Consider the following 19,674-nt stretch of genomic DNA (forward strand, 5'->3'; position numbering starts at 1 on the left):
AGCGACACGGGTATTGCCGATAACGAGGGCTGCGTAGGCCGCGACAGGTCGGCGGTTGGATATTGGTCATCCTGTGCGGTCTCCAAGATCTCTCCGCTGCCCCGGTTCCGCCGCCACCAATCAAACCCACTCCGGCAGCCCCTTGCCAAATGCTTTTCAGGCCTCGTCCGAGCCATCTGGTGCATCGTTAACCTCTGAACCTGCTCGCCGTATTAAAGATATTGTTTCGCAGTCGGGCGATATGGCTAGCTATCAACCGAGATAGCTTGCCCTGGCCGCCTGCGACATGGTGACCATCGCACCCGCACATATGCATGATGGCAGGACGACCGGAAGGGTACTGCAGAAATGAAAAAGCCCACCGTGTGGTGGGCTTTGCATAGGGGTAGTCCCCTAGGAAGATGGCGCATCCGGCGGGATTCGAACCCACGACCCCTGCCTTCGGAGGGCAGTACTCTATCCAGCTGAGCTACGGATGCAGCGCGGGCGCCATGATACGCATCTCGGGCGCTCTCGTCCAATGTGTACTGTTTTGTTCACGATCTTGAACAATCCAATGCCCCTATTCGCGATGCTGCTCAGCAAAGCATCAAATCATTGAATATTTCGTTGTTTTTTCCGAACAGGCTATTGCCCTTTGTCGCGCTCGACCCTAGGATTCGTTTGAGATTTCAAACGCCTTCCCTGGCAGTGGGGTGGAACGGGTGAGTGTGATCGGGCTCCTTGCTTCCAGTGCTGCCGCAAGCCTTTATCGGCGCGGTGTTCCGCGCGTGAACCGCTTGGTCGGCCTCCGGCACGGCCATAACAAGTACTGCCCGGCGCCATGCGTCGGCGTGAAGGAGATCGCCCATGCAACTGAAAGATGCCTCCCTGTTCCGCCAGCAAGCCTATATCGACGGAACTTGGCAGGACGCCGACAACGGTCAGACGATCAAGGTCAACAACCCCGCGACCAATGAGATCATCGGCACCGTGCCCAAGATGGGGCGTGCGGAAACCCGCCGCGCCATCGAGGCCGCCGAGCGGGCGTTGCCAGCCTGGCGTGCGCTGACCGCCAAGGAGCGGGCGAACAAGCTGCGTCGCTGGTTCGAGCTGATGATGGAGAACCAGGACGACCTGGGCCGACTGATGACCCTAGAGCAAGGCAAGCCGCTGGCCGAAGCCAAGGGCGAGATCGCCTATGCCGCTTCCTTCATCGAGTGGTTCGCCGAAGAAGCCAAGCGCGTTTATGGCGATACCATTCCTGGCCACCAGCCGGACAAGCGCATCATTGTGATCAAGCAGCCGATTGGTGTGACCGCAGCTATCACCCCCTGGAACTTCCCGGCAGCGATGATCACCCGCAAGGCGGGTCCGGCCCTGGCCGCCGGCTGCACCATGGTGATCAAGCCGGCCAGCCAGACACCGTTCTCCGCGCTGGCGATGATGGAATTGGCCGAGCGGGCCGGTATTCCGAAGGGCGTGCTGAGTGTCGTTACCGGCAGCGCCGGCGAAGTGGGTGGCGAGCTGACCAGCAACCCGATCGTGCGCAAGCTGTCTTTCACCGGCTCCACCGAGATCGGCCGCCAGCTGATGGCTGAGTGCGCCCACGACATCAAGAAGGTGTCCCTGGAGCTGGGCGGCAACGCACCCTTCATCGTCTTCGACGACGCCGACCTGGACGCCGCCGTGGAAGGCGCGCTGATCTCCAAGTACCGCAACAACGGCCAGACCTGCGTTTGCGCCAACCGCCTGTATGTGCAGGACGGCGTCTACGATGCTTTCGTCGAGAAGCTCAAGGCGGCGGTGGCCAAGCTGAAGATCGGCAATGGCCTGGACGAGGGCGTTACCACCGGTCCGCTGATCGATGACAAAGCCGTGGCCAAGGTGAAGGAGCACATCGACGATGCGCTGAACAAGGGCGCCAAGCTAGTCGCGGGCGGCAAGCCCCATGCCTTGGGCGGCAGCTTCTTCGAGCCGACCATCCTGGTCGATGTACCGACGACTGCGGCAGTGGCCAAGGAAGAGACTTTCGGCCCGCTGGCTCCGCTGTTCCGCTTCAAGGACGAGGCCGAGGTGGTCGGCATGGCCAACGACACCGAGTTCGGTCTCGCTTCCTATTTCTATGCCCGCGACCTGTCCCGCGTATTTCGCGTGGCCGAAGCGCTGGAATACGGCATGGTCGGCATCAATACCGGGATCATTTCCACCGAGGTGGCGCCGTTCGGCGGCGTGAAAGCGTCCGGCCTGGGTCGCGAGGGTTCTAAGTACGGCATCGAGGACTACCTGGAGATCAAGTACCTCTGCCTCGGCGGTATCTGACGACCATGGCTCTTCTCCGCGAGGAGGAGGGCCGGGAAGAGGCTGCCGGTCATTCCGCCGGCCTCTTCCACCCCGCCGAGAACCGGTGGGGGCGAACGAAGGGATCCGGCCTACCCGGCCGAAGCCCGATTGCTACTCCGAGCGCACGTGGGGCGCGGCAGTCGATCATCGTATGCTGCCGCGACCGGTGACGGGCGCATTCTTCATCCTTGAATCCGGCCGCACGATGAACGGCCAATGAGGAGCCCATGAGCAAGACCAACGAATCCCTGATGCAACGCCGTGTAGCCGCTGTTCCGCGGGGCGTCGGACAGATCCACCCGATCTTCGCCGCCAAGGCGGAGAATGCCATCGTGACCGACGTGGAAGGCCGCGAGTTCATCGACTTCGCCGGCGGCATCGCCGTGCTCAACACCGGCCACCTGCACCCGAAAGTGGTGGCGGCGGTACAGGATCAACTGACCAAGCTGACCCACACCTGCTTCCAGGTCCTCGCCTATGAGCCCTACGTCGAGGTCTGCGAGAAGGTCGCTGCACGCGTGCCGGGCAACTTCGCCAAGAAGACCCTGCTGGTGACCACCGGCTCCGAGGCGGTTGAGAACGCGGTGAAGATCGCCCGTGCCGCCACCGGCCGCGCCGGGGTGATCGCCTTCACCGGCGGCTACCACGGCCGCACCATGATGACCCTGAGCCTGACCGGCAAGGTGGTGCCGTATTCCGCTGGCATGGGCCTGATGCCCGGTGGCGTCTATCGCGCCCAGTACCCCTGCGAGTTGCACGGCGTGAGCGTCGATGACGCCATGGCCAGCATCGAGCGCATCTTCAAGAACGATGCCGAACCGCGCGACATCGCCGCGATCATCATCGAGCCGGTGCAGGGCGAAGGTGGCTTCTACGTGGCGCCGAAGGAATTCATGCAGCGTCTGCGCGCGCTCTGCGACCAACACGGAATCCTGTTGATCGCCGACGAGGTACAGACCGGCGCCGGCCGTACCGGCACCTTCTTCGCCATGGAGCAGATGGGCGTCGCGGCTGACCTGACCACCTTCGCCAAGTCCATTGCTGGCGGTTTCCCGCTGGCCGGTGTCTGCGGCAAGGCCGAGTACATGGATGCCATCGCTCCCGGCGGCCTGGGCGGCACCTATGCCGGCAACCCGCTGGCCTGCGCCGCGGCCTTGGCGGTGATGGAAGTATTCGAGGAAGAGAACCTGCTGGATCGCTGCAAGGCGGTCGGCGAGCATCTGGTCACCGGCCTCAAGGCCATCCAGGCCAAGCACAAGTCTATCGGCGACGTGCGTGCCCTGGGCGCGATGATAGCCGTCGAGCTGTTCGAAGGTGGCGATGTGCATAAGCCGGCCGCTGCGCTGGTCGGCCAGATCGTCGCCAAGGCACGCGAGAAGGGCCTGATCCTGCTCTCCTGCGGTACCTACGGCAACGTGCTGCGCATCCTGGTGCCGATCACCGCGCCGGATGAGGTGCTGGACAAGGGCCTGGCGATCCTCGCCGAATGCTTCGACGAACTCGCCTGACCCCACCGCGATCGCTCCCCTGGATGACCTCCATGGGAGCGATCCCGCGCTGCTTTCGATTCCCTTCCGACAAACCCTCTTCCAAGACGGCCAGCCGCTGCTGCGAAGCGACCCCGGTTTGTTGATCCACGGCAAATCGCCCCGTTAAAGCTGTCTCGAAAGACAGACTTTGGTATCGGTCGCTCTATCATTCGGGCCAGCTCCCAGTAGACTTTCATCGTTCTGTCATCCTCGAGTTCGCCTCCATGTCCGTTCCCGCTCCCTATGTCCTGATCGTCGAAGCCGAGGCGGTCACCGCCGACCTGCTTCAGCGCATGGTTCGGGAGGTACGGACGGATGCCGAAGTCGTTGCGATGGCTGACGGGAAAGCCGCACTGGTTGCCTGCGAGCAGCGCCTGCCTGACCTGGTGATTGCCGATGGCGAGCTACCCGGCCTGCCGGGCCTGGAATTGCTGCGCGCATTGCGTGGCCAGCCGCGGGCGGTGGGATTGCCGTTCGTGCTGATGAGCGCGCGTCTCGATGCGGCCAGCGTGCGGGCCGCCCTGCCATTGGCGCCATCTGCCTATCTGGCGCGTCCGCTGGACCCGGCCAAGCTGCGCCAACGTCTGCACGGCCTGCTGGGGACTGCGACCGATACCGTGGCGAAACGAAGCCTCAACGATTACCTCGACAGCGTGCGTCTGCAAGGACAGGGCGCGCCCTTGCTCGGCGAGGTACGTGTCGCCGTCGGGCAATACTTGCAGGCGAGCGAGAAGAGTCTTAGCGAGCTGAACGATGCGTTCGCGCGCGATCCGCAGATCACGGCTCGCCTGATTGCCGTCGCCAACAGCGCCGGCCAGCATCGGGGCGCGCCTTGCCAGACGCTGATGCAGGCGCTGCCGCACCTCGGGGTCACCCGCGCCCTGAATCTGGTGCTGAACCTCAGCCTGCAACGCAGCGCCAGCCTGCGTGACGAGCGTCTGGCCGAGCGGGCGGGTAAGGCCTGGGCCCGCGCGCAGCAGAGCGCCGAACTGGCCCACTGGCTGGCGGGCGAGTTGGCTCTGGATGCGGAGGTCTGCTACACCGCCGGCCTGCTGCACAACCTGGGCGATCTCGCCCTGCTGCGCAGCCTGCAGGACTGGCGCAACAGTGGAGGCGGGCTCAGCGATGCCGAGATCGACCGGGCCATGGCGCAGCACGCGTCCGGCTTCGGTTCCGCACTACGTGTCCAGTGGCGCCTGCCGATCGGTCTGCGTGAATTGGTCTCGGCATTCTACGGGCTCGGCCAGAAGGCTTTTTCCCGTGAGGCGCTGGTACTCAACCTGACCGGCCAACTGATGAACCTGCCGCCGGACAAAGCGCCCCTGGCCCTGCTCGAGGCCCGCGCGGCGCGCCTGCTGCGCTTGAAGGCGGACCTGTTGGAGAGGTTGCCGGCCGATCTCTTCGCTTCCTAAACCGTTCTGAAGGTACGGGCGAAGATCAAGGTACCGACACCCCAGGTCGCGTTGATCAGAAAGCCAAGCAGAAAGCGCGGCGGCAGCGCGGCGAGTTCCAGCCCTTGCCCTTTTAACGGCCGGACCACCAGCAAGGCCACGGCGGTCAGGGCGATGCCGCCGAACAGCAACGCCTTGAGCCAGGGTTGCGGTTTACCCGCCTCCCAGCGCAGCACCCAGAGCATCACGATGCCCCAGACGCCACCCCAGAAGGCGGCAGACAGCCAGGCCGGTACGCCCAGCGGAGCCGTGGGCTGGGTATTGAACGGCGCGAAGGGAATCACCCCATAGGCATGCAGCAGCCCGACCACGGGTTGGTGGAAGCAGAGCACGGCGAGGAAGCCGGCGGCGAAGAACAGGGCGAAGCGTGGCATCGGGATTCTCCTCGATTGGGCACCCGTGCAGTCTGGTCGGTTTCGCCGGATTTCGCCTGTCGCGCGCTGGGCGGCTGGTCATCTCCGCTAATCCCTGCGCCGCCCAATGCCCGGCATGAACGCTATGCTGAACCCCATTCGTACCGCGCTGTAACAAGCTTCCGGGGCCGGACTCCATAGTTAGCCCCCCAACAGGAGACGGCCCGTGCACACCATGCTGCCCCTGCTCGACCGCCTGGCCTTTCCCGCGATCCGCCGTGGCGCGCTGGAGGCCCTGCAGGTCAACCTCACCTATCGGTGCAACCAGCGCTGTCTGCATTGCCATGTGAATGCCGGGCCGACGCGTACGGAGAGCATGAGTGACGAAACCCTGAGCATCCTGCACCGCGTGATCGATGCCCACCCGGTACACACTCTCGACCTCACCGGCGGCGCGCCGGAGCTGCATCCGCGCTTCCGCGACATCGTCCGCCATGCCCGTCGCGAAGGTTTGCGGGTGATCGACCGCTGCAACCTGACCATCCTTAGCGAGCCCGGTCAGGAGGACCTGGCGGCCTTCCTGGCCGGGCAGGGCGTGGAGATCACCGCGTCGCTGCCTTGCTATTCGCGGGAAAACGTCGACCGCCAGCGCGGCGAAGGCGTGTTCGCGGCGAGCATCGCCGGACTTCGGCAGCTCAATGCCTTGGGCTACGGCGAGGCAGGCAGCGGCTTGGTTCTCAATCTGGTCTACAACCCCCAGGGGCCGAGCCTGCCGCTGCCCCAGGAGAAGCTGGAAGCCGACTACAAGCGCCACCTGATTGAGGACTTCGGCATCCGCTTCGACCACCTACTGTGCATCACCAACCAGCCCATCGCCCGCTTCGGCAGCACCCTGGTGAGCAAGGGACAGTTCAACGCCTACATGCAGCTCCTGCGCGACAGCTACCGTGCGGAGAACCTCGAGGCGGTGATGTGCCGCTCGCTGATCAGCGTGGACTGGCAGGGCTACCTTTACGACTGCGACTTCAACCAGATGCTCGACCTGCCGTTGCAACTGATCGGCCGCGACCGCGCCCATTTGCGCGATCTGCTGGGCGCGACGCTGGCGGGCAACCCCATCGTCACCCGCGACCACTGCTTCGCCTGCACCGCCGGGCAGGGCTCCAGTTGCGGCGGTGCGTTGGGATAGTCATCGACCGGGAAACACGACCATGCGCGAAGACGTAAAGATCTACTACGGCCAGACCCTGCAATCCACCGCCGATCTGAAGACCAGCGCCTGCTGCACCGCCACGCCGCCGCCGGTGCATCCGCGGACGGTCCTGGCCAGGCTGCACCCCGAGGTGTTGGAGCGCTACTACGGTTGCGGCCTGATCGCACCCCAGGCGCTGGAAGGCTGCCAAGTGCTGGACCTCGGCTGCGGTGCCGGGCGCGATGCCTACTGCCTGTCCGCCCTGGTCGGCGAGCGGGGCGGCGTGACCGGCGTCGACATGACGCCCGAACAACTGGCCGTGGCCCGTCGGCACCAGGCATTCCATGCGCAGGCGTTCGGCCATGCTCACTCCAATCTGCATTTCCTCGAAGGCGATATCGAACGCCTGGACGAACTGGGCCTGCCGGCCGACAGCTTCGACGTGCTGGTTTCCAACTGCGTGATCAACCTGGTTCCGGACAAGACGCGGGTGCTGGCCGAAGCCTGGCGCGTGCTCAAGCCCGGCGGCGAGCTGTACTTCTCCGACGTGTACGCCGACAGACGGATACCCGCCGCGCTGGCGGACGATCCGGAGCTGTACGGCGAATGCCTCGCCGGGGCGCTCTACTGGAACGACTTCCTGCATCTGGCCAAGGCGGCCGGTTTCGCCGATCCGCGTCTGGTGGAAGACCGCCCCATCGCGCTGGACGGCTCGATTGCCGAGCGTATCGGCCCTGTCCGTTTCTTTTCCGCCACCTACCGGCTGTTCAAGCTGGAGGGGCTGGAAAGCGCCTGCGAGGACTACGGCCAGGCGGTGATCTACAAGGGCACCCTGGCCGAGCAGCCGGAGGTGTTCGTGCTCGACAAGCACCACCGCATCGAACGCGGCCGGGTGTTTCCAGTGTGCGGCAACACCTGGCGCATGCTCCGGGACAGCCGCTTCGCCGCCCATTTCGAATTCATCGGCGACTTCTCTACCCATTTCGGCCTGTTCGAAGGCTGCGGCAGCGCGATGCCGTTCGATACGACGGCCGGCAGCGCCGGAGGCTGCTGCTAGCCGGGAAAACCTGGCAGACCGCCGGTCACCGAACTTCGTACCAAGGAGCGTCATGAACACCCGCAAGCTTCTCCTGCTTGGCCTGATCCTGGCGCTGATCCTCGGCTTCTTCGCATTCGATCTGGCGGACTACTTCACCCTGGCCAACCTCAAGGCCCAGCAGGCGGCGCTCGACGCCCGGGTAGACGCGCATCCCTGGCAGGCGGCCGTGCTGTTCTTCCTGGCCTACGTGGCGATCACTGGCCTGTCGCTGCCGGGGGCGGCACTGATGACGCTGCTGGCCGGCGCACTGTTCGGCCTGCTGGAAGGCTTCCTGCTGGTGTCCTTCGCCTCCACCCTGGGTGCGACGCTGGCCATGCTCAGCAGCCGCTTCCTCCTGCGCGACTGGGTGCAGGAGCGTTTCGGCCGGCGCTTCGAGGGCATCGACGGCGGCATGCGCCGGGAGGGCGCGTTCTACCTGTTCGCCCTGCGCCTGGTGCCGCTCTTCCCGTTCTTTTTGATCAACCTGGCCATGGGCCTCACCCGGCTGCCGGTGAGAACCTTCTGGTGGGTCAGCCAGCTCGGCATGCTGCCGGGGACGCTGGTCTACGTGAACGCCGGCCGCGAGCTGGGCCGGCTGGAATCGCTGGGCGGCATCCTCTCGCCGGGGCTGCTCGGCGCCTTCGTGTTGCTCGGCCTGTTCCCGTTGCTGGCGCGACGCCTGCTGGATGCGCTCAAGGCGCGGCGGGTCTATGCCGGCTGGGCACGGCCCAGGCGTTTCGAGCGCAACCTGCTGGTGATCGGCGCGGGCTCCGGAGGGCTGGTCAGCGCCTACATCGCCGCGGCGGTGAAAGCCAGGGTCGGGCTGGTGGAAAAACACCGCATGGGCGGCGACTGCCTGAACACCGGCTGCGTGCCATCCAAGGCCCTGCTGCGCTCGGCCAGGTTGGCGGCGGAGCTGAAGAAGGGTGAGGCGCTGGGCTTTCGCGGCGTGGCCGGCGAGGTGGATTTCGCCGCGGTGATGGCGCGCGTGCAGCGGGTGATCGGCACCATCGAGCCGCACGATTCGCCGCAGCGCTACCGCGAACTGGGCGTCGAGGTGATCCACGGTGAAGCGCGGATCGTCTCGCCCTGGAGCGTCGAAGTGAACGGCCGGGTATTGACTAGCCGCAACCTGATCATCGCTGCCGGGGCACGCCCCAAGATTCCGGATATCCCCGGCCTGGCCGACCTGCGGCCCTACACCTCGGACAGCATCTGGAGCCTGCGCGAGCAGCCGAAGCGCTTGCTGGTGCTGGGCGGCGGGCCGGTCGGCTGCGAGCTGGCGCAGGCCTTCCAGCGCCTCGGCAGTCAGGTCGTCCAGGTGGTGCGCGGCACGCGCCTGCTACCCCACGAAGATGCCGACGTAGCCGAAGCGGTGATGGCCGGTCTGCGTGAGGACGGGGTCGAGCTTCGCCTGGAACATACGCCCGAGCGTTTCGAGCAGCGTGATGGCAAGCCTTGCCTCATCGCCCGTACCGCATCGGGCGATGAGGAAACCATCCCCTTCGACACTCTGCTACTGGCCCTTGGCCGGGTGGCCAACGTCGAAGGCTACGGGTTGGAAACCCTGGGCCTGGCCGTGCGCGCCGACGGCACCCTGGAAACCGACGAGTACCTGGCCACGCGCTTCCCCAACATCTACGCGGTGGGCGACGTCACCGGTCCCTATCAGTTCACCCATTTCGCCGCGCACCAGGCCTGGTATGCGGCGGTCAACGCGCTGTTCGGCGGCTTGCGGCGCTTCAAGGCGGATTACCGGGTCATTCCCCACTGCACCTTCACCGACCCCGAAGTGGCGCGGGTCGGCTTGTCGGAAGACGAGGCGCGAGCGCGAGGTATCGCCTACGAGACGACCCGCTACGGCCTCGACGACCTCGACCGGGCAATCACCGACGAGGCCGCCCGTGGCTTCGTGAAAGCCCTCACCGAGCCCGGCAAGGACCGCATCCTCGGCGTGACCCTGGTCGGCGAGCACGCCGGCGACCTGATCGCCGAGTACGTCCTGGCGATGACGCACAACCTCGGGCTGAACAAGATCCTCGGCACCGTCCACGCCTACCCGACCTTGGCCGAGGCCAACAAGTACGCTGCCGGCGAATGGCGAAAGGCCCACGCGCCGCAGATGGCGCTACGGCTGCTGCAACGGTTTCACCGCTGGCGGCTCGGCTGAGCCGTCAGGCCAGCTCGCGCATCTCGAAATCCCCCTTGCTCACCCCACAATCCGGGCACAGCCAGTCGTCCGGCACCTCCGTCCAGGGGGTGCCGGCGGGGATGCCTTCCTCCGGCCAGCCCTTGGCCTCGTCGTAGATCAGGCCGCAGACGATGCAGATCCAGGTCTTCATGCCGGAACCTCCGTAAGCGGGTGGAGCTGGCGGTCGAAGTCGGCCATCGATGGGAAGCGCAGGGGCTTGAGGCGATCCAGGTTATTCAGGTGCAACCGGTAGGCGTCGAGGATTTTGCGGCGCGCGTCGTCGCCGATGTAGGGCACGTGATACGCCGGAAACGGCGGCAACACGCGGAAGCCGACATAGGCCAGGGTGCCGCGTTGCAACGGGCGCAGCATGGGCTCCCAGTCGCCGTGAATGGCGTCTTCGTTGGCGAACATATGCGACTGCCCGCCCAGGGTGAAGCTGAGCAGTGCACGCTTGCCGGCCAGGCCGCCCCGATCGTAAAAGCGCAACCCGCCGTAGCAGGCGCCGGAAATCAGCACCCGGTCGATCCAGCCCTTCAGGATCGCCGGCACCGAGCACCAGTACAGCGGGAAGCTGAGGATCAGCAGATCGGCCCAGAGCAGCTTGTCCAGCTCGCCGGCGATATCGGCGGCGAGGGCATTGCCCGCATGGGCGTGGCGCTGTTCCAAGGCGTAGACCAGGTAATCCGGGTCGTTGCGGATCTGGAAGTCGGCGGCCGAAGCCACCGGGTTCCAGCCCATCGCATACAGGTCGGAGACCTGCACCGCATGGCCGGCTGCGGTGAGGGTTTCGACCGCGAGGTCCTTCATGGCGGCACAGAAGGACTTCGGCTCGGGATGGGCATGGACGATCAGGACGTTCAGCGGGCTTTGCGGCATGCTCAGGCGGCCTGGGTGCGTTGTGCGGCCGGCCGTTCCACCGGATTCCAGCGATTGGCGCGGGCGAAGGTGCCGAAGTCGTTGAAGCGCACGCCCATCTCGCGCATCACCTTGTGCGCCACCGGCGCGGTCATCTGGCGGATATAGAACGGCTCCTTGACCACGAAATGGTGGATCGCATGGGTGCTGCCGAAGTTGAAGCAGAACGCCTGCAGCGGCCACAGCCACCAGGGGTTGAGCACCTGGGTCTGCTGGATCACGTTGCCCGGCTCGACATCGCCGTAGTAGTGCATGTTGGAGCTGACGAAATGCAGGCAGAAGGTGCGCAGGACGTTCGGGCCGACCAACACCACCACGGCGGCGTTCACCACGCCCATCGCCTGCAGGGTGGTGGCCGACCAGCCTAGGGGCGCACCGGCCGCCGTGGCGACGGTGTCGACCAGATGGAAGCCGAGGAACAGGTACCAGATGCCCCAGTTGATCAGGCCGAGTGGCGCATAGCCCTTCAGGGTGCGCAGGACGATGCTCTTCTTGTGCGCCCAGGTCGGTGCGCGCAGGAAGCGGATGAACGACGACATCATGTTGTCGCCCACCATCAGCAGCCGGGCCAGGCCCCAGGGCTCGCCATTGGTGATGGCGCGCTCCTCGACGTCGGTGGCGCTGCCGGAGACCTTGTGGTGGTTCAGGTGCAGCTCGCGGCGAATCCAGGGGCTGATGGTGCTCGGCCGGGCCAGCCAGACCAGGGCCAGCATCAGGTTGTGTGGCCCACGCCTCTTGCGGAAGTACATCGAATGCAGCAGGTCGTGCTCCAGTTCGTGGGTCAGCGACGCGAAGAAGGCGTTGGCCAGCAGGCAGGCCCACCAGGCGATCAAGTCGTTCAGATAGAGCGCCGCGGCGCCGATCATGCCGGCCAGGGCGAAGGCCAGGATGCCGGCGCCGAGGGCGTCCTGGTGCTTCAGGATCGGGTAGCGCCGGCGCAGTTCCTCGCCATGGGCCATCACCACTTCACGGATATGCGCGGATTTCTGCTGGTCATTCTGCAGATCGCGGCTTGCGGGAGTCGGGGTCATGCTCGCATCCTCTTGTTATCGTCGCGCACGCGGAGCGCACGTCAGGGCACGACGCTACTCTGCATCGTCATGCCGAAACCGGCCTGACCCTGGACGCCAACCTGTTGACCGGACACGCCAACCTGCATGACTGACGAACCCACCACCCTGGCCAGTTGGACGCGCGCCCTGCGCAAGCAGCTCGATGCCCTCGGCCTGGACAGCACCGCGCTGTGCCGCGAGGCCGGCCTCGACCCGGCGCTGATGGACGACCCCAACGCCCGCTACCCGCTCTCCGCCACTACCCGCCTGTGGCGGCTGGCGGTGCAGGCCAGCGGCGACCCCGCGCTGGGGCTGAAGGTCTCCCAGTACGTCGGCCCTACCACCTTCCATGCCCTGGGCTACGCCCTGATCGCCAGCGCCAGCCTGCTCGAAGTGTTCGAGCGCATCGTGCGCTACCACAAGGTGGTCAGCGATGCCTCCGAGCTGGACTTGCGGCGGGTCGGCGAGCGCTACGAATTCCGTTTGCAGGTGCCGCCGGGCGGACCCGAGCCGGCGCCCGAGGCGCTGGATGCCTTCGCCGCGATCTATGTGCGCACCTGCCGCAACCGCCTCGGTCGCGAATACGCCCCATTGGCGGTATACCTGAGCCGCCCGCGTCCGGCCGATCCGCAACCCTGGCACGACGTGTTCCGCGCGCCGCTGCATTTCGGCGCCACGGAGACCCTGCTGCAGTTCGCCCGCGCTGACTTCGAGCGGCCTCTGGAAGACGCCAACCCGGAACTTGCCCTGCACAACGAGGCAGTGTTGGAGCGCACCCTCGAACAGCTCCAGTCGCCCACCTGGCAGCGCAAGGTGCGCACCTGCCTGGAAGCACAGTTGCCCAACGGCGAACCGTCCGCCGAGCGGATCGCCCAGGCGCTGCACCTGAGCCTGCGCAGCCTGCAACGCCACCTGGCCGACGAAGGCGCGAGCTACGAAAGCCTGCTCAACGACACCCGCCAGGCCCTGGCCCTGCGTCACATGCGCGACCCCCGCTGCTCCATCAGCGAGATCGCCTACCTGCTCGGCTTCGCCGACACCAGCAGCTTCAGCCGTGCCTTCAAGCGCTGGACGGGGCAGGCGCCGAGCCAATACCGCGAGGGACTGCTGCGCCCGTGAGCCTATACGACCTGTTGCTGGTGGGCGCCGGCCACGCCCACCTCGGCGTGCTGCGCCGCTGGGCCACTGGGGTGACGCCGCCAGGGCGCATCGGATTGCTCAGTGCCACGCCGGACGCCTGGTACTCCGGCATGTTGCCGGGGCTGCTGGCCGGGCGTTACCGGGCGGAAGACTGCCGTATCCCCCTGGAGCCCTTGTGCCGTGCCGCCGAGGTCGAACTGCTCATCGGCGAGGTCCACGCGCTGGCGGCGGACGAGCGTGCCGTGCAAGTGGTCGATGGCCCAACCCTGGGGGCGTCCTGGCTGTCGCTCAACGTCGGTGCCGGGGTGGCCGCACCGCCCCGGCGCGGCGACGCCATGGAGGTGCTGGCGGTGAAGCCCTTCGCCGACTTCCTCGCCGGCTGGGAGCGCTGGCGGGCCGAGCCGCAGCGGCTGGCGATCCTCGGCGGTGGCGCCGCCGCGGTCGAACTGGCGCTGGCACTGGCCGATCAGGTACCGGGGCTGGCGCTGTTCTGTGCCGATGCGCTGCTCGCCAACCTGGCGCCGGGCCTGCGCCTGCGCGCACTCGGGCATTTGCGTGCGCGCAGGGTTCAGGTTCGCGAACATTGTCCGATAACCTCCATAGACGACGAGTGGTTGCTCAGCGGCGAAGAGCCGGTGTGGCGTGGCGGACGCCTGCTGCTGGCCAGCGGCGCGGCGGCATTGCCCTGGATATCGCGGAGCGGGTTGGAATGCGACAGCGCGGGTTTCGCACGGATCGCCCCCACCTTGCAGAGCCTGTCGCATCCGCAGGTTTACGTCGTGGGCGACTGCGCCAGCCTGCCCGGTGCGCGCAAGAGCGGTGTCTATGCTGTACGCCAGGGGCCGGTGCTCGCCGCCAACCTGAATGCGGCGCTCTGCAGCGGGGCTTTGCGCGTCTACCGGCCGCAGCGGCGCAGCCTGGCGCTGCTGGCCACCGGCGACGGCGGTGCGCTGCTCGGCTGGGATGACTGGAGCGCCGGCGGCCGTGCCTGTGGCTGGTGGAAAGACCGGCTCGATCGAGGATTCATCCGGCGTCACCGCTTCCCGGAGCGATGACGCCGACGGAAAAACAACAAGAGGTCCATCATGCGTCCTGCCTTCATCGGTCATCCCGTTGCCTGCCTGATCCACGCACTGGGGCTGGCCGCCTTGATGCTTGTCTACCAGCGGATGCAGTTGCCTCTCTATGTGAGCATCCCGTCGTTCCTGCTGCTGGCGCTCTGGCCCTGGCTAGGCCCCTGGCAGCGCTCGACGGAAGAGGGCTCGCACGGGCCGAAGGCCGAAGGCGGAAAGGGATTCGACGAGCTGAGCGCCAACCTCTCCCGGCACACCAGCCAGAACGCCCTGTCGGCGGCGAAGGTGGCGTTCAGCGTGCAGCAACTGGCGAACAAGCTGAAATCGCAGATGGGCGCGGTGGATCAGGTCACCGGCGGCGCCGAGGCGATGACCGCCACCGAGCAGGACAGCGCCCGGCTCGCCCAGCAGACCCTCGCCGCCGCGCAGTCGGTGCGCCAGAGCAGCACCAGCGGGCAGGGCGAGTTGCAACAGGCGATCGCCCGGATGCAGGCCCTGAGCGCGCAGACCGCCGCCAGTCGCGAGCTGATCGACGGCCTGAGCGCACGGACCGAGCAGATCCAGCAGGTCACCGCAGTGATCCAGTCCATCGCCAGCCAGACCAACCTGCTGGCCCTCAACGCCGCCATCGAGGCGGCCCGCGCCGGCGAGCAGGGGCGCGGCTTCGCGGTGGTCGCCGACGAAGTGCGCAGCCTGGCCGGACGCACTGCCAGCGCCACCGAAGAGGTCGGGCAGATGGTTGCCGATATCCGCCAGCAGAGCAGCGCGGTGGTGGCGCATATCCAGCAGCAGGCCAGCGAACTGGACCAGGCGGCGCAGCAGATCGAGGAAACCGGGCAGCATCTGCATGGGATCGCCGGGTTGGCCGGCGAGGTGGAAGAGCAGGTGGCGCAGATCGCCGCCGGCACCGAGAGCAATCACCAGCGATTGGCCAATCTGTTCGAGGCCTTGGAGCAGCTGCGCGCCGATGCCCACGCCAGCGAAGCGCAGACCCGCCAGCTCGGCGAGGCGGCGGCGCAACTGGTGGCCCAGGCCGAGACGGTCAGCGAGCAACTGGCCGAAGTGCGCCTGGACGACTACCACCAGCGCGTCTTCGACCTGGCCCGCGAGGGCGCGGCGGCCATCGCCGCGAGGTTCGAGGCCGACCTGGCGGCGGGGCGGATTCGCCTGGACGACCTGTTCGATCGCAACTACCAGCCGATCGCCAATACCCACCCGACCAAGTACCGCACCCGCTTCGACGAATACACCGATCAGGTCCTGCCTGAGATCCAGGAACCGCTGCTGCAGCGTCACGACGGACTGGTCTTCGCCATCGCCACCACCCCGGAAGGCTACGTGCCGACCCACAACCGCGCCTTCGCCCACCCACAGACCGGCGACCCGAAGGTGGACATGCTGAAGAGCCGCAGCAAGCGCCTGTTCAACGACCGCACCGGCGCCCGCTGCGGCAGCCACCAGCAGCGCCTGCTGCTACAGACCTACATGCGCGATACCGGCGAACTGATGCATGACCTTTCCGTGCCCATTTTCGTCCAGGGCCGGCACTGGGGCGGCTTGCGCATGGGCTATCGGCCGGAGCGCTGAGGGCGGAATGCCGGGCTCTTGTAGGAGCGAGCTCTGCTCGCGATAGCTATCTGCGGGAACCTCATTCCAGAGGCTCGCATCAAAGCCATGCAGCATCCCACAAAGGGTAATCGCCGATTCGGCGGACCAGCCCAGCCCGTAACGGGTTGGCTACTACATAGCGCGCCAGTGTTATCAAGTCCTCTTCCTGTCGCACCGCATGGTCATGAAAGCCCTTTTGCCAGACTCGACCTTGTGTGCCCTGCATCTGGTTGATGGCTTTGGCGCTGCGCGATTTCACGCGTTGCATCAGGCTTTCCAGCGTCGAATGCTGCAGTTCAATCAGCCAGTGCATATGGTCGGGCATCACGACCCAGGCCAGCGAGCGGACGAGTGCGCTCTCTTCCGCTTGACGTAGCTCTCCTACCACGAGGCGCCCTGTTCGGAGTTCCCGTAGGAGAGGTCTGCGCCCCTGAGTTACGACAGTCAGCAGGTAGATTCGGCCGGGTTCGGAATAACGTCCGACCCGGAGCCGGTTTCCTTGGGGGGAGAGCATCAGAGGGGCATCCTTGCCAATAACAAGAACGACAGCCTCCGTGAGAGGGCTTGTTCTGGCAAGGACGTCAGTCGCAAACGGATCGCATGGCCTGATTTTGCGTTACGGCTGATCGCCAGCAGAGCTGGCTCCTACAAGGGCGGCGTCAGACTTGGGTCGCCGCCTGCCGCAACCCATCCAGATCAACGATCTCGATCTCGCCATAGCCGAGACGGACGATGCCCTGGGCTTCCAGGTCCTTGAGAATCTGGTTGGTGGTCTGGCGGGAGATGGCCAGCATCAGGGCCAGTTGTTCCTGGGCCAGTTGCAGGGTGCGGCGGGGGCCGCTGGCGTCGCCGTAGCCTTCGGCGATCATCAGCAGGCGGCGGGCCAGGCGGGGTGCGGCGGGGAGCAAGCTCATTTCTTCCAGGGCGATGAACGCCAGACGCAGCTTCTGGCTCATCAGCAGGGCGAAATCGCGCCAGTGTCGCGGCTCGCGATCGAGCAGGGCGAGCAGCGACGCCTGGGGCACCTGCAATAGCACCGTCACGCCTTCGGCGTAGGCGTCATGGGTGCGCGGCTGGCCGTCGAACAGCGAAATCTCGCCGAACCAGTAGGGCGGCTCGACCAGCGTCAGCAGCGCCTCCTTGCCGCTCTGCGCCACCGCGCCGATACGGATCGCCCCTTCCGCCACCGCATAGAGCCCGCACGGCTTGTCGCCCCGGCTGAACAGCCGCTGCCCCGCATCCAGCCGGCGCACCTGGGCGGCGCCCAGCAGGCTGTCCTGCAATGACGTCGGCAGGCCGCTGAACCAGTGGCCGTTCAACAGCCGTTCACGGTAGAGGGTTGCGTCGCTCATCGGAGGCTCCGGAGGTTTGTCGGCTAGCTGACAGAGCGTGGAAGGAGGGTGGGGCCATCATGCCCGGACTTGCCTTGCTGAAGAGAACAAAAAACATGAAGACACTCGTCGATCATCTGGCTCAGTACGCGGCTTATCACCGCGACCGGCGCAACATCGCCACCCATTTCGTCGGTATTCCCATGATAGTCGTGGCGGTCGCCGTGCTGCTGTCGCGCCCCGGTTTCGACCTGGCCGGGTTCTGGTTGTCGCCGGCGGCCCTGGTGGCACTGGCTGCGGCGGTGTTTTATGTCCGCCTGGACCTGCGCTTCGGTGTGGTCATGACCCTGTTACTGCTGCTGAGCCTGTGGGCCGGCAAGGCGCTGGCGGTGCAAACCACCCTGGTCTGGCTGAGCGGTGGGCTGGCGTTGTTCGTGGTCGGCTGGATCATCCAGTTCGTCGGCCATTATTACGAAGGCCGCAAGCCGGCGTTCGTCGACGACCTGGTCGGCCTGATCGTCGGCCCGTTGTTCGTGGTGGCCGAGCTGGGCTTCCTGCTCGGCCTGCGCGACGAGGTCCGTCGGGCGGTGGAAGAGCGTGCCGGCCCGACCTGCCTCCGCGAGCGCAAGGCCACGGCCTGAATCGTGCCCGGGATCAGCTTCCCGGGTTCAGCGCCATCAACTGCGTGCTCAGGGAGCGCGCATTGCGGTCCACGGTGGTCGGCGCGAAAGGCCGCCCGGAGGCGCTGACCAGCGCGTTGCTCTGGCTGTTCATGTCCATCAGCGCGGCGCGCAGGTATTTCCAGCGGGTCTGCAATTTCGCCGCTTTGGGATTGGCCTTGGTGTCCAGGGCGCCCAGTTCGTTGTCCAGCGCCGGGACCAACTGGCGCTCGTCCTGGCCGAGATAGGTGTCTGGCTGTTCCCGGGCGATTTCGAAGGTGCCGATGTAGGACCGGCTGAGGTATTGCACGGCGAGGTATTCCAGCTTGGCCGGCAGTTCGTCCTGCGGATTGGCGCCGGGTTCCGCGCGGGCGGCGGTGAGGAAGTCGCGTAGCGACTTGGCCAGCTCCTGCGGATAGCGCCAGGGCATGTTCTCGTCACCCGGCCCGAAGGCCACCCCCCTTCTCAATTGCGCAACCAGCTGTAGCTGGTGCTGGCGCAGCTCGGCACTGGCCTGGGGCAGGCTGCGCATCGCCTCGTCGAGGGCGCGGATGTCGTTTTCCAGGCGCGCCGCGTGGCTCTCCTGGAAGCCTTCGCCGCGCAGCAGCAGCAGGCTGCCGGTGGCGCGGCAGGCATGGACCTGAATCTGGGTAAGCGGTGTGCTTTCGGCGAAAACCGGCAGGGAAAGACTGGCCAGGCAGACCAGCAGCCAGGCGAAGAAGCGAACGCGTGTAGACCTGCGATACATCCGGGTGCTCCTTTTTTATTGTTGTGAGCAGCGTAGGACCGTCCGTGTGACAGTGTGCACAGACTACTGTCCCGCTGGCTATCTGGAATGACCCGAAAGAGTGATTTCTTCAGGAATCACCCTCGCCCTCAATCCTGAGGTGCGAGTTGCCGTAGCACTGCCGCGGTCGCCGAATCGGCGGGAAAAAAGGTTTCCAGGGTCAGTTCGGCGAGGGTGACGTCCACGGCGGTACCGAACACCGTGGTGGTGCTGATCAGGCTGAGCAGCCCAAGATCGCTGTGCAATTGCAGCGGCACCACCATCGGCAGCGGCGCGTTCTCGTCGCGAGATGCCGGCGGTGGGGCGGGAAACGCGGCGAGTTCCTCCAGCAGCGCGGCCAGTTGCGGGTCGGCGCTGATCTCCAGATCGCGGCGCAGGCGCGCCAGCAGGTGTTCGCGCCATGGCGCCAGGTTGGCGATGCGCGGTGCCAATCCCTGTGGGTGCAGGCTCAGGCGCAGCACGTTGAGCGGCGGTTTCAGCAGCTCTTCGGGCAGGCCGGCGAGAAAAGGCGCGACACAGCGGTTCGCCGCCAGCAGGTTCCAGTGGCGGTCCACGGCCAGGGCCGGGTAGGGCTCGTGGGCCTTGAGCAGCACCTCGACCGCCTCGCGCGCGGCGCCGAGCGCCGGATCATCCAGCCGATGTTGCGGGAACAGCGGGGCGAAGCCGGCGGCCACCAGCAACTGGTTGCGCTCGCGCAACGGAATGTCCAGTTGTTCGGCCAGGTGCAGCAAGAGTTGTCGGCTCGGCTGGGCGCGGCCGGTTTCGACAAAGCTCAGGTGACGGGTGGAAATGTCCGCCTCGCAGGCCAGGTCGAGCTGGCTCAGGCGACGGCGCTGGCGCCACTGGCGGAGCAGGGCGCCGACCGGGGCGATCTGGTTGATGTGGGCGATGGCGGTGTTCATGGTTCGAGACGATAGACCAGGGGCGGCCGGGCGGCCATTACCTGGCAGGTAATCGACGCCATGATCCGCTCGGGAGAATCCTGTGGCC

General features: G+C 66.2%; 18 protein-coding genes and 1 tRNA gene. 10 read left to right on the plus strand and 9 right to left on the minus strand.

Going from position 1 to position 19,674, the window contains the following annotated elements:
* Nucleotides 1-402: 402 nt before the first annotated feature.
* Nucleotides 403-479 (minus strand) — tRNA-Arg (locus PIN01S_RS23180).
* 370 nt (nt 480-849) lie between these two features.
* On the opposite strand from PIN01S_RS23180, the gene gabD reads away from it, so the two are divergent.
* From gabD to PIN01S_RS23195, 3 genes are all read left to right on the plus strand, one after another.
* On the plus strand, nt 850-2,301 hold the full coding sequence (gabD, locus tag PIN01S_RS23185; RefSeq protein WP_084339281.1) for an NADP-dependent succinate-semialdehyde dehydrogenase: 1,452 nt from the start codon (nt 850-852) through the stop codon (nt 2,299-2,301).
* 248 nt (nt 2,302-2,549) lie between these two features.
* A complete protein-coding gene (gene gabT, locus PIN01S_RS23190) occupies nt 2,550-3,830 on the plus strand; it encodes a 4-aminobutyrate--2-oxoglutarate transaminase (RefSeq protein WP_084339282.1) in 1,281 nt (426 codons plus the stop codon).
* 245 nt (nt 3,831-4,075) lie between these two features.
* The gene (locus tag PIN01S_RS23195) at nt 4,076-5,263 is read left to right on the plus strand and encodes an HDOD domain-containing protein (protein ID WP_084339283.1); all 1,188 of its coding nucleotides are present in this window, start codon (nt 4,076-4,078) and stop codon (nt 5,261-5,263) included.
* On the opposite strand, the gene PIN01S_RS23200 is transcribed toward PIN01S_RS23195, so the two are convergent.
* A complete protein-coding gene (locus PIN01S_RS23200; protein ID WP_084339284.1) occupies nt 5,260-5,676 on the minus strand; it encodes a hypothetical protein in 417 nt (138 codons plus the stop codon). The genes PIN01S_RS23195 and PIN01S_RS23200 overlap by 4 nt on opposite strands.
* Nucleotides 5,677-5,890: 214 nt before the next feature.
* Here PIN01S_RS23200 and arsS point away from each other — a divergent pair, with 214 nt between their 5' ends.
* Genes arsS through PIN01S_RS23215 form a run of 3 tightly spaced genes read left to right on the plus strand, consistent with a single transcriptional unit; the run spans nt 5,891 to nt 10,095 of the window.
* A complete protein-coding gene (gene arsS / locus PIN01S_RS23205; RefSeq protein ID WP_212633086.1) occupies nt 5,891-6,844 on the plus strand; it encodes an arsenosugar biosynthesis radical SAM (seleno)protein ArsS in 954 nt (317 codons plus the stop codon).
* A gap of 22 nt (nt 6,845-6,866) precedes the next feature.
* Entirely contained in the window at nt 6,867-7,904 is a 1,038-nt protein-coding gene (locus PIN01S_RS23210; RefSeq protein WP_084339286.1) for a methyltransferase domain-containing protein, read from the plus strand.
* A 52-nt stretch (nt 7,905-7,956) separates the two neighbouring features.
* Nucleotides 7,957-10,095 carry a dihydrolipoyl dehydrogenase family protein gene (locus tag PIN01S_RS23215; RefSeq protein WP_084339287.1) on the plus strand — a complete coding sequence of 713 codons (2,139 nt, stop codon included), beginning with the start codon at nt 7,957-7,959 and terminating at the stop codon, nt 10,093-10,095.
* 4 nt (nt 10,096-10,099) lie between these two features.
* Here PIN01S_RS23215 and PIN01S_RS23220 read toward each other — a convergent pair whose 3' ends face one another.
* From PIN01S_RS23220 to PIN01S_RS23230, 3 genes are read right to left on the minus strand one after another with little or no spacing between them, the layout of a single operon-like run.
* On the minus strand, nt 10,100-10,267 hold the full coding sequence (locus PIN01S_RS23220) for a rubredoxin (protein ID WP_084339288.1): 168 nt from the start codon (nt 10,265-10,267) through the stop codon (nt 10,100-10,102).
* Nucleotides 10,264-10,980: an NAD(P)H-dependent oxidoreductase gene (locus PIN01S_RS23225; protein ID WP_084339333.1), complete on the minus strand. Its 717-nt coding sequence runs from the start codon at nt 10,978-10,980 to the stop codon at nt 10,264-10,266. The genes PIN01S_RS23220 and PIN01S_RS23225 overlap by 4 nt, the downstream gene beginning before the upstream one ends.
* A gap of 17 nt (nt 10,981-10,997) precedes the next feature.
* Nucleotides 10,998-12,065: a fatty acid desaturase gene (locus PIN01S_RS23230; protein WP_084339289.1), complete on the minus strand. Its 1,068-nt coding sequence runs from the start codon at nt 12,063-12,065 to the stop codon at nt 10,998-11,000.
* A 126-nt stretch (nt 12,066-12,191) separates the two neighbouring features.
* On the opposite strand from PIN01S_RS23230, the gene PIN01S_RS23235 reads away from it, so the two are divergent.
* The 3 genes from PIN01S_RS23235 to PIN01S_RS23245 all read left to right on the plus strand — a co-directional run bounded on the left by PIN01S_RS23235 (nt 12,192) and on the right by PIN01S_RS23245 (nt 15,886).
* The gene (locus tag PIN01S_RS23235) at nt 12,192-13,205 is read left to right on the plus strand and encodes an AraC family transcriptional regulator (RefSeq protein WP_084339290.1); all 1,014 of its coding nucleotides are present in this window, start codon (nt 12,192-12,194) and stop codon (nt 13,203-13,205) included.
* Nucleotides 13,202-14,281, plus strand: coding sequence for an FAD-dependent oxidoreductase (locus PIN01S_RS23240; protein WP_084339291.1), 1,080 nt, complete (start codon nt 13,202-13,204; stop codon nt 14,279-14,281). Before PIN01S_RS23235 ends, PIN01S_RS23240 begins: the two co-directional genes overlap by 4 nt.
* Before the next feature lie 387 nt (nt 14,282-14,668).
* Nucleotides 14,669-15,886 carry a methyl-accepting chemotaxis protein gene (locus tag PIN01S_RS23245; protein WP_244506000.1) on the plus strand — a complete coding sequence of 406 codons (1,218 nt, stop codon included), beginning with the start codon at nt 14,669-14,671 and terminating at the stop codon, nt 15,884-15,886.
* A gap of 79 nt (nt 15,887-15,965) precedes the next feature.
* On the opposite strand, the gene PIN01S_RS23250 is transcribed toward PIN01S_RS23245, so the two are convergent.
* On the minus strand, nt 15,966-16,421 hold the full coding sequence (locus PIN01S_RS23250; RefSeq protein ID WP_084339293.1) for an REP-associated tyrosine transposase: 456 nt from the start codon (nt 16,419-16,421) through the stop codon (nt 15,966-15,968).
* Between the two features lie 145 nt (nt 16,422-16,566).
* A complete protein-coding gene (locus PIN01S_RS23255) occupies nt 16,567-17,259 on the minus strand; it encodes a Crp/Fnr family transcriptional regulator (protein WP_084339294.1) in 693 nt (230 codons plus the stop codon).
* Nucleotides 17,260-17,354: 95 nt separating this feature from the next.
* On the opposite strand from PIN01S_RS23255, the gene PIN01S_RS23260 reads away from it, so the two are divergent.
* Nucleotides 17,355-17,879: an Mpo1 family 2-hydroxy fatty acid dioxygenase gene (locus tag PIN01S_RS23260; protein WP_084339295.1), complete on the plus strand. Its 525-nt coding sequence runs from the start codon at nt 17,355-17,357 to the stop codon at nt 17,877-17,879.
* A 13-nt stretch (nt 17,880-17,892) separates the two neighbouring features.
* On the opposite strand, the gene PIN01S_RS23265 is transcribed toward PIN01S_RS23260, so the two are convergent.
* Complete coding sequence (locus tag PIN01S_RS23265; protein WP_084339296.1) at nt 17,893-18,645, minus strand: hypothetical protein; 753 nt, start codon at nt 18,643-18,645, stop codon at nt 17,893-17,895.
* Nucleotides 18,646-18,773: 128 nt separating this feature from the next.
* Complete coding sequence (locus tag PIN01S_RS23270; protein WP_084339297.1) at nt 18,774-19,586, minus strand: MmyB family transcriptional regulator; 813 nt, start codon at nt 19,584-19,586, stop codon at nt 18,774-18,776.
* Nucleotides 19,587-19,674: the final 88 nt, after the last annotated feature.

It is taken from the genome of Pseudomonas indica NBRC 103045, from assembly GCF_002091635.1.
Taxonomy (GTDB): Bacteria; Pseudomonadota; Gammaproteobacteria; order Pseudomonadales; family Pseudomonadaceae; genus Pseudomonas_M; species Pseudomonas_M indica.

Bases quoted from the DNA above. Each gene is read 5' to 3' on its own strand.
- PIN01S_RS23260 (WP_084339295.1), top strand. From the start codon at position 17,355: ATGAAGACACTCGTCGATCATCTGGCTCAGTACGCGGCTTATCACCGC.
- PIN01S_RS23270 (WP_084339297.1), bottom strand. From the start codon at position 19,586: ATGAACACCGCCATCGCCCACATCAACCAGATCGCCCCGGTCGGCGCC.
- PIN01S_RS23195 (WP_084339283.1), top strand. From the start codon at position 4,076: ATGTCCGTTCCCGCTCCCTATGTCCTGATCGTCGAAGCCGAGGCGGTC.
- PIN01S_RS23200 (WP_084339284.1), bottom strand. From the start codon at position 5,676: ATGCCACGCTTCGCCCTGTTCTTCGCCGCCGGCTTCCTCGCCGTGCTC.
- PIN01S_RS23230 (WP_084339289.1), bottom strand. From the start codon at position 12,065: ATGACCCCGACTCCCGCAAGCCGCGATCTGCAGAATGACCAGCAGAAA.
- gabD (WP_084339281.1), top strand. From the start codon at position 850: ATGCAACTGAAAGATGCCTCCCTGTTCCGCCAGCAAGCCTATATCGAC.
- PIN01S_RS23235 (WP_084339290.1), top strand. From the start codon at position 12,192: ATGACTGACGAACCCACCACCCTGGCCAGTTGGACGCGCGCCCTGCGC.
- arsS (WP_212633086.1), top strand. From the start codon at position 5,891: ATGCTGCCCCTGCTCGACCGCCTGGCCTTTCCCGCGATCCGCCGTGGC.
- PIN01S_RS23250 (WP_084339293.1), bottom strand. From the start codon at position 16,421: ATGCTCTCCCCCCAAGGAAACCGGCTCCGGGTCGGACGTTATTCCGAA.
- gabT (WP_084339282.1), top strand. From the start codon at position 2,550: ATGAGCAAGACCAACGAATCCCTGATGCAACGCCGTGTAGCCGCTGTT.
- PIN01S_RS23215 (WP_084339287.1), top strand. From the start codon at position 7,957: ATGAACACCCGCAAGCTTCTCCTGCTTGGCCTGATCCTGGCGCTGATC.
- PIN01S_RS23210 (WP_084339286.1), top strand. From the start codon at position 6,867: ATGCGCGAAGACGTAAAGATCTACTACGGCCAGACCCTGCAATCCACC.
- PIN01S_RS23245 (WP_244506000.1), top strand. From the start codon at position 14,669: ATGACCGCCACCGAGCAGGACAGCGCCCGGCTCGCCCAGCAGACCCTC.
- PIN01S_RS23220 (WP_084339288.1), bottom strand. From the start codon at position 10,267: ATGAAGACCTGGATCTGCATCGTCTGCGGCCTGATCTACGACGAGGCC.
- PIN01S_RS23255 (WP_084339294.1), bottom strand. From the start codon at position 17,259: ATGAGCGACGCAACCCTCTACCGTGAACGGCTGTTGAACGGCCACTGG.
- PIN01S_RS23265 (WP_084339296.1), bottom strand. From the start codon at position 18,645: ATGTATCGCAGGTCTACACGCGTTCGCTTCTTCGCCTGGCTGCTGGTC.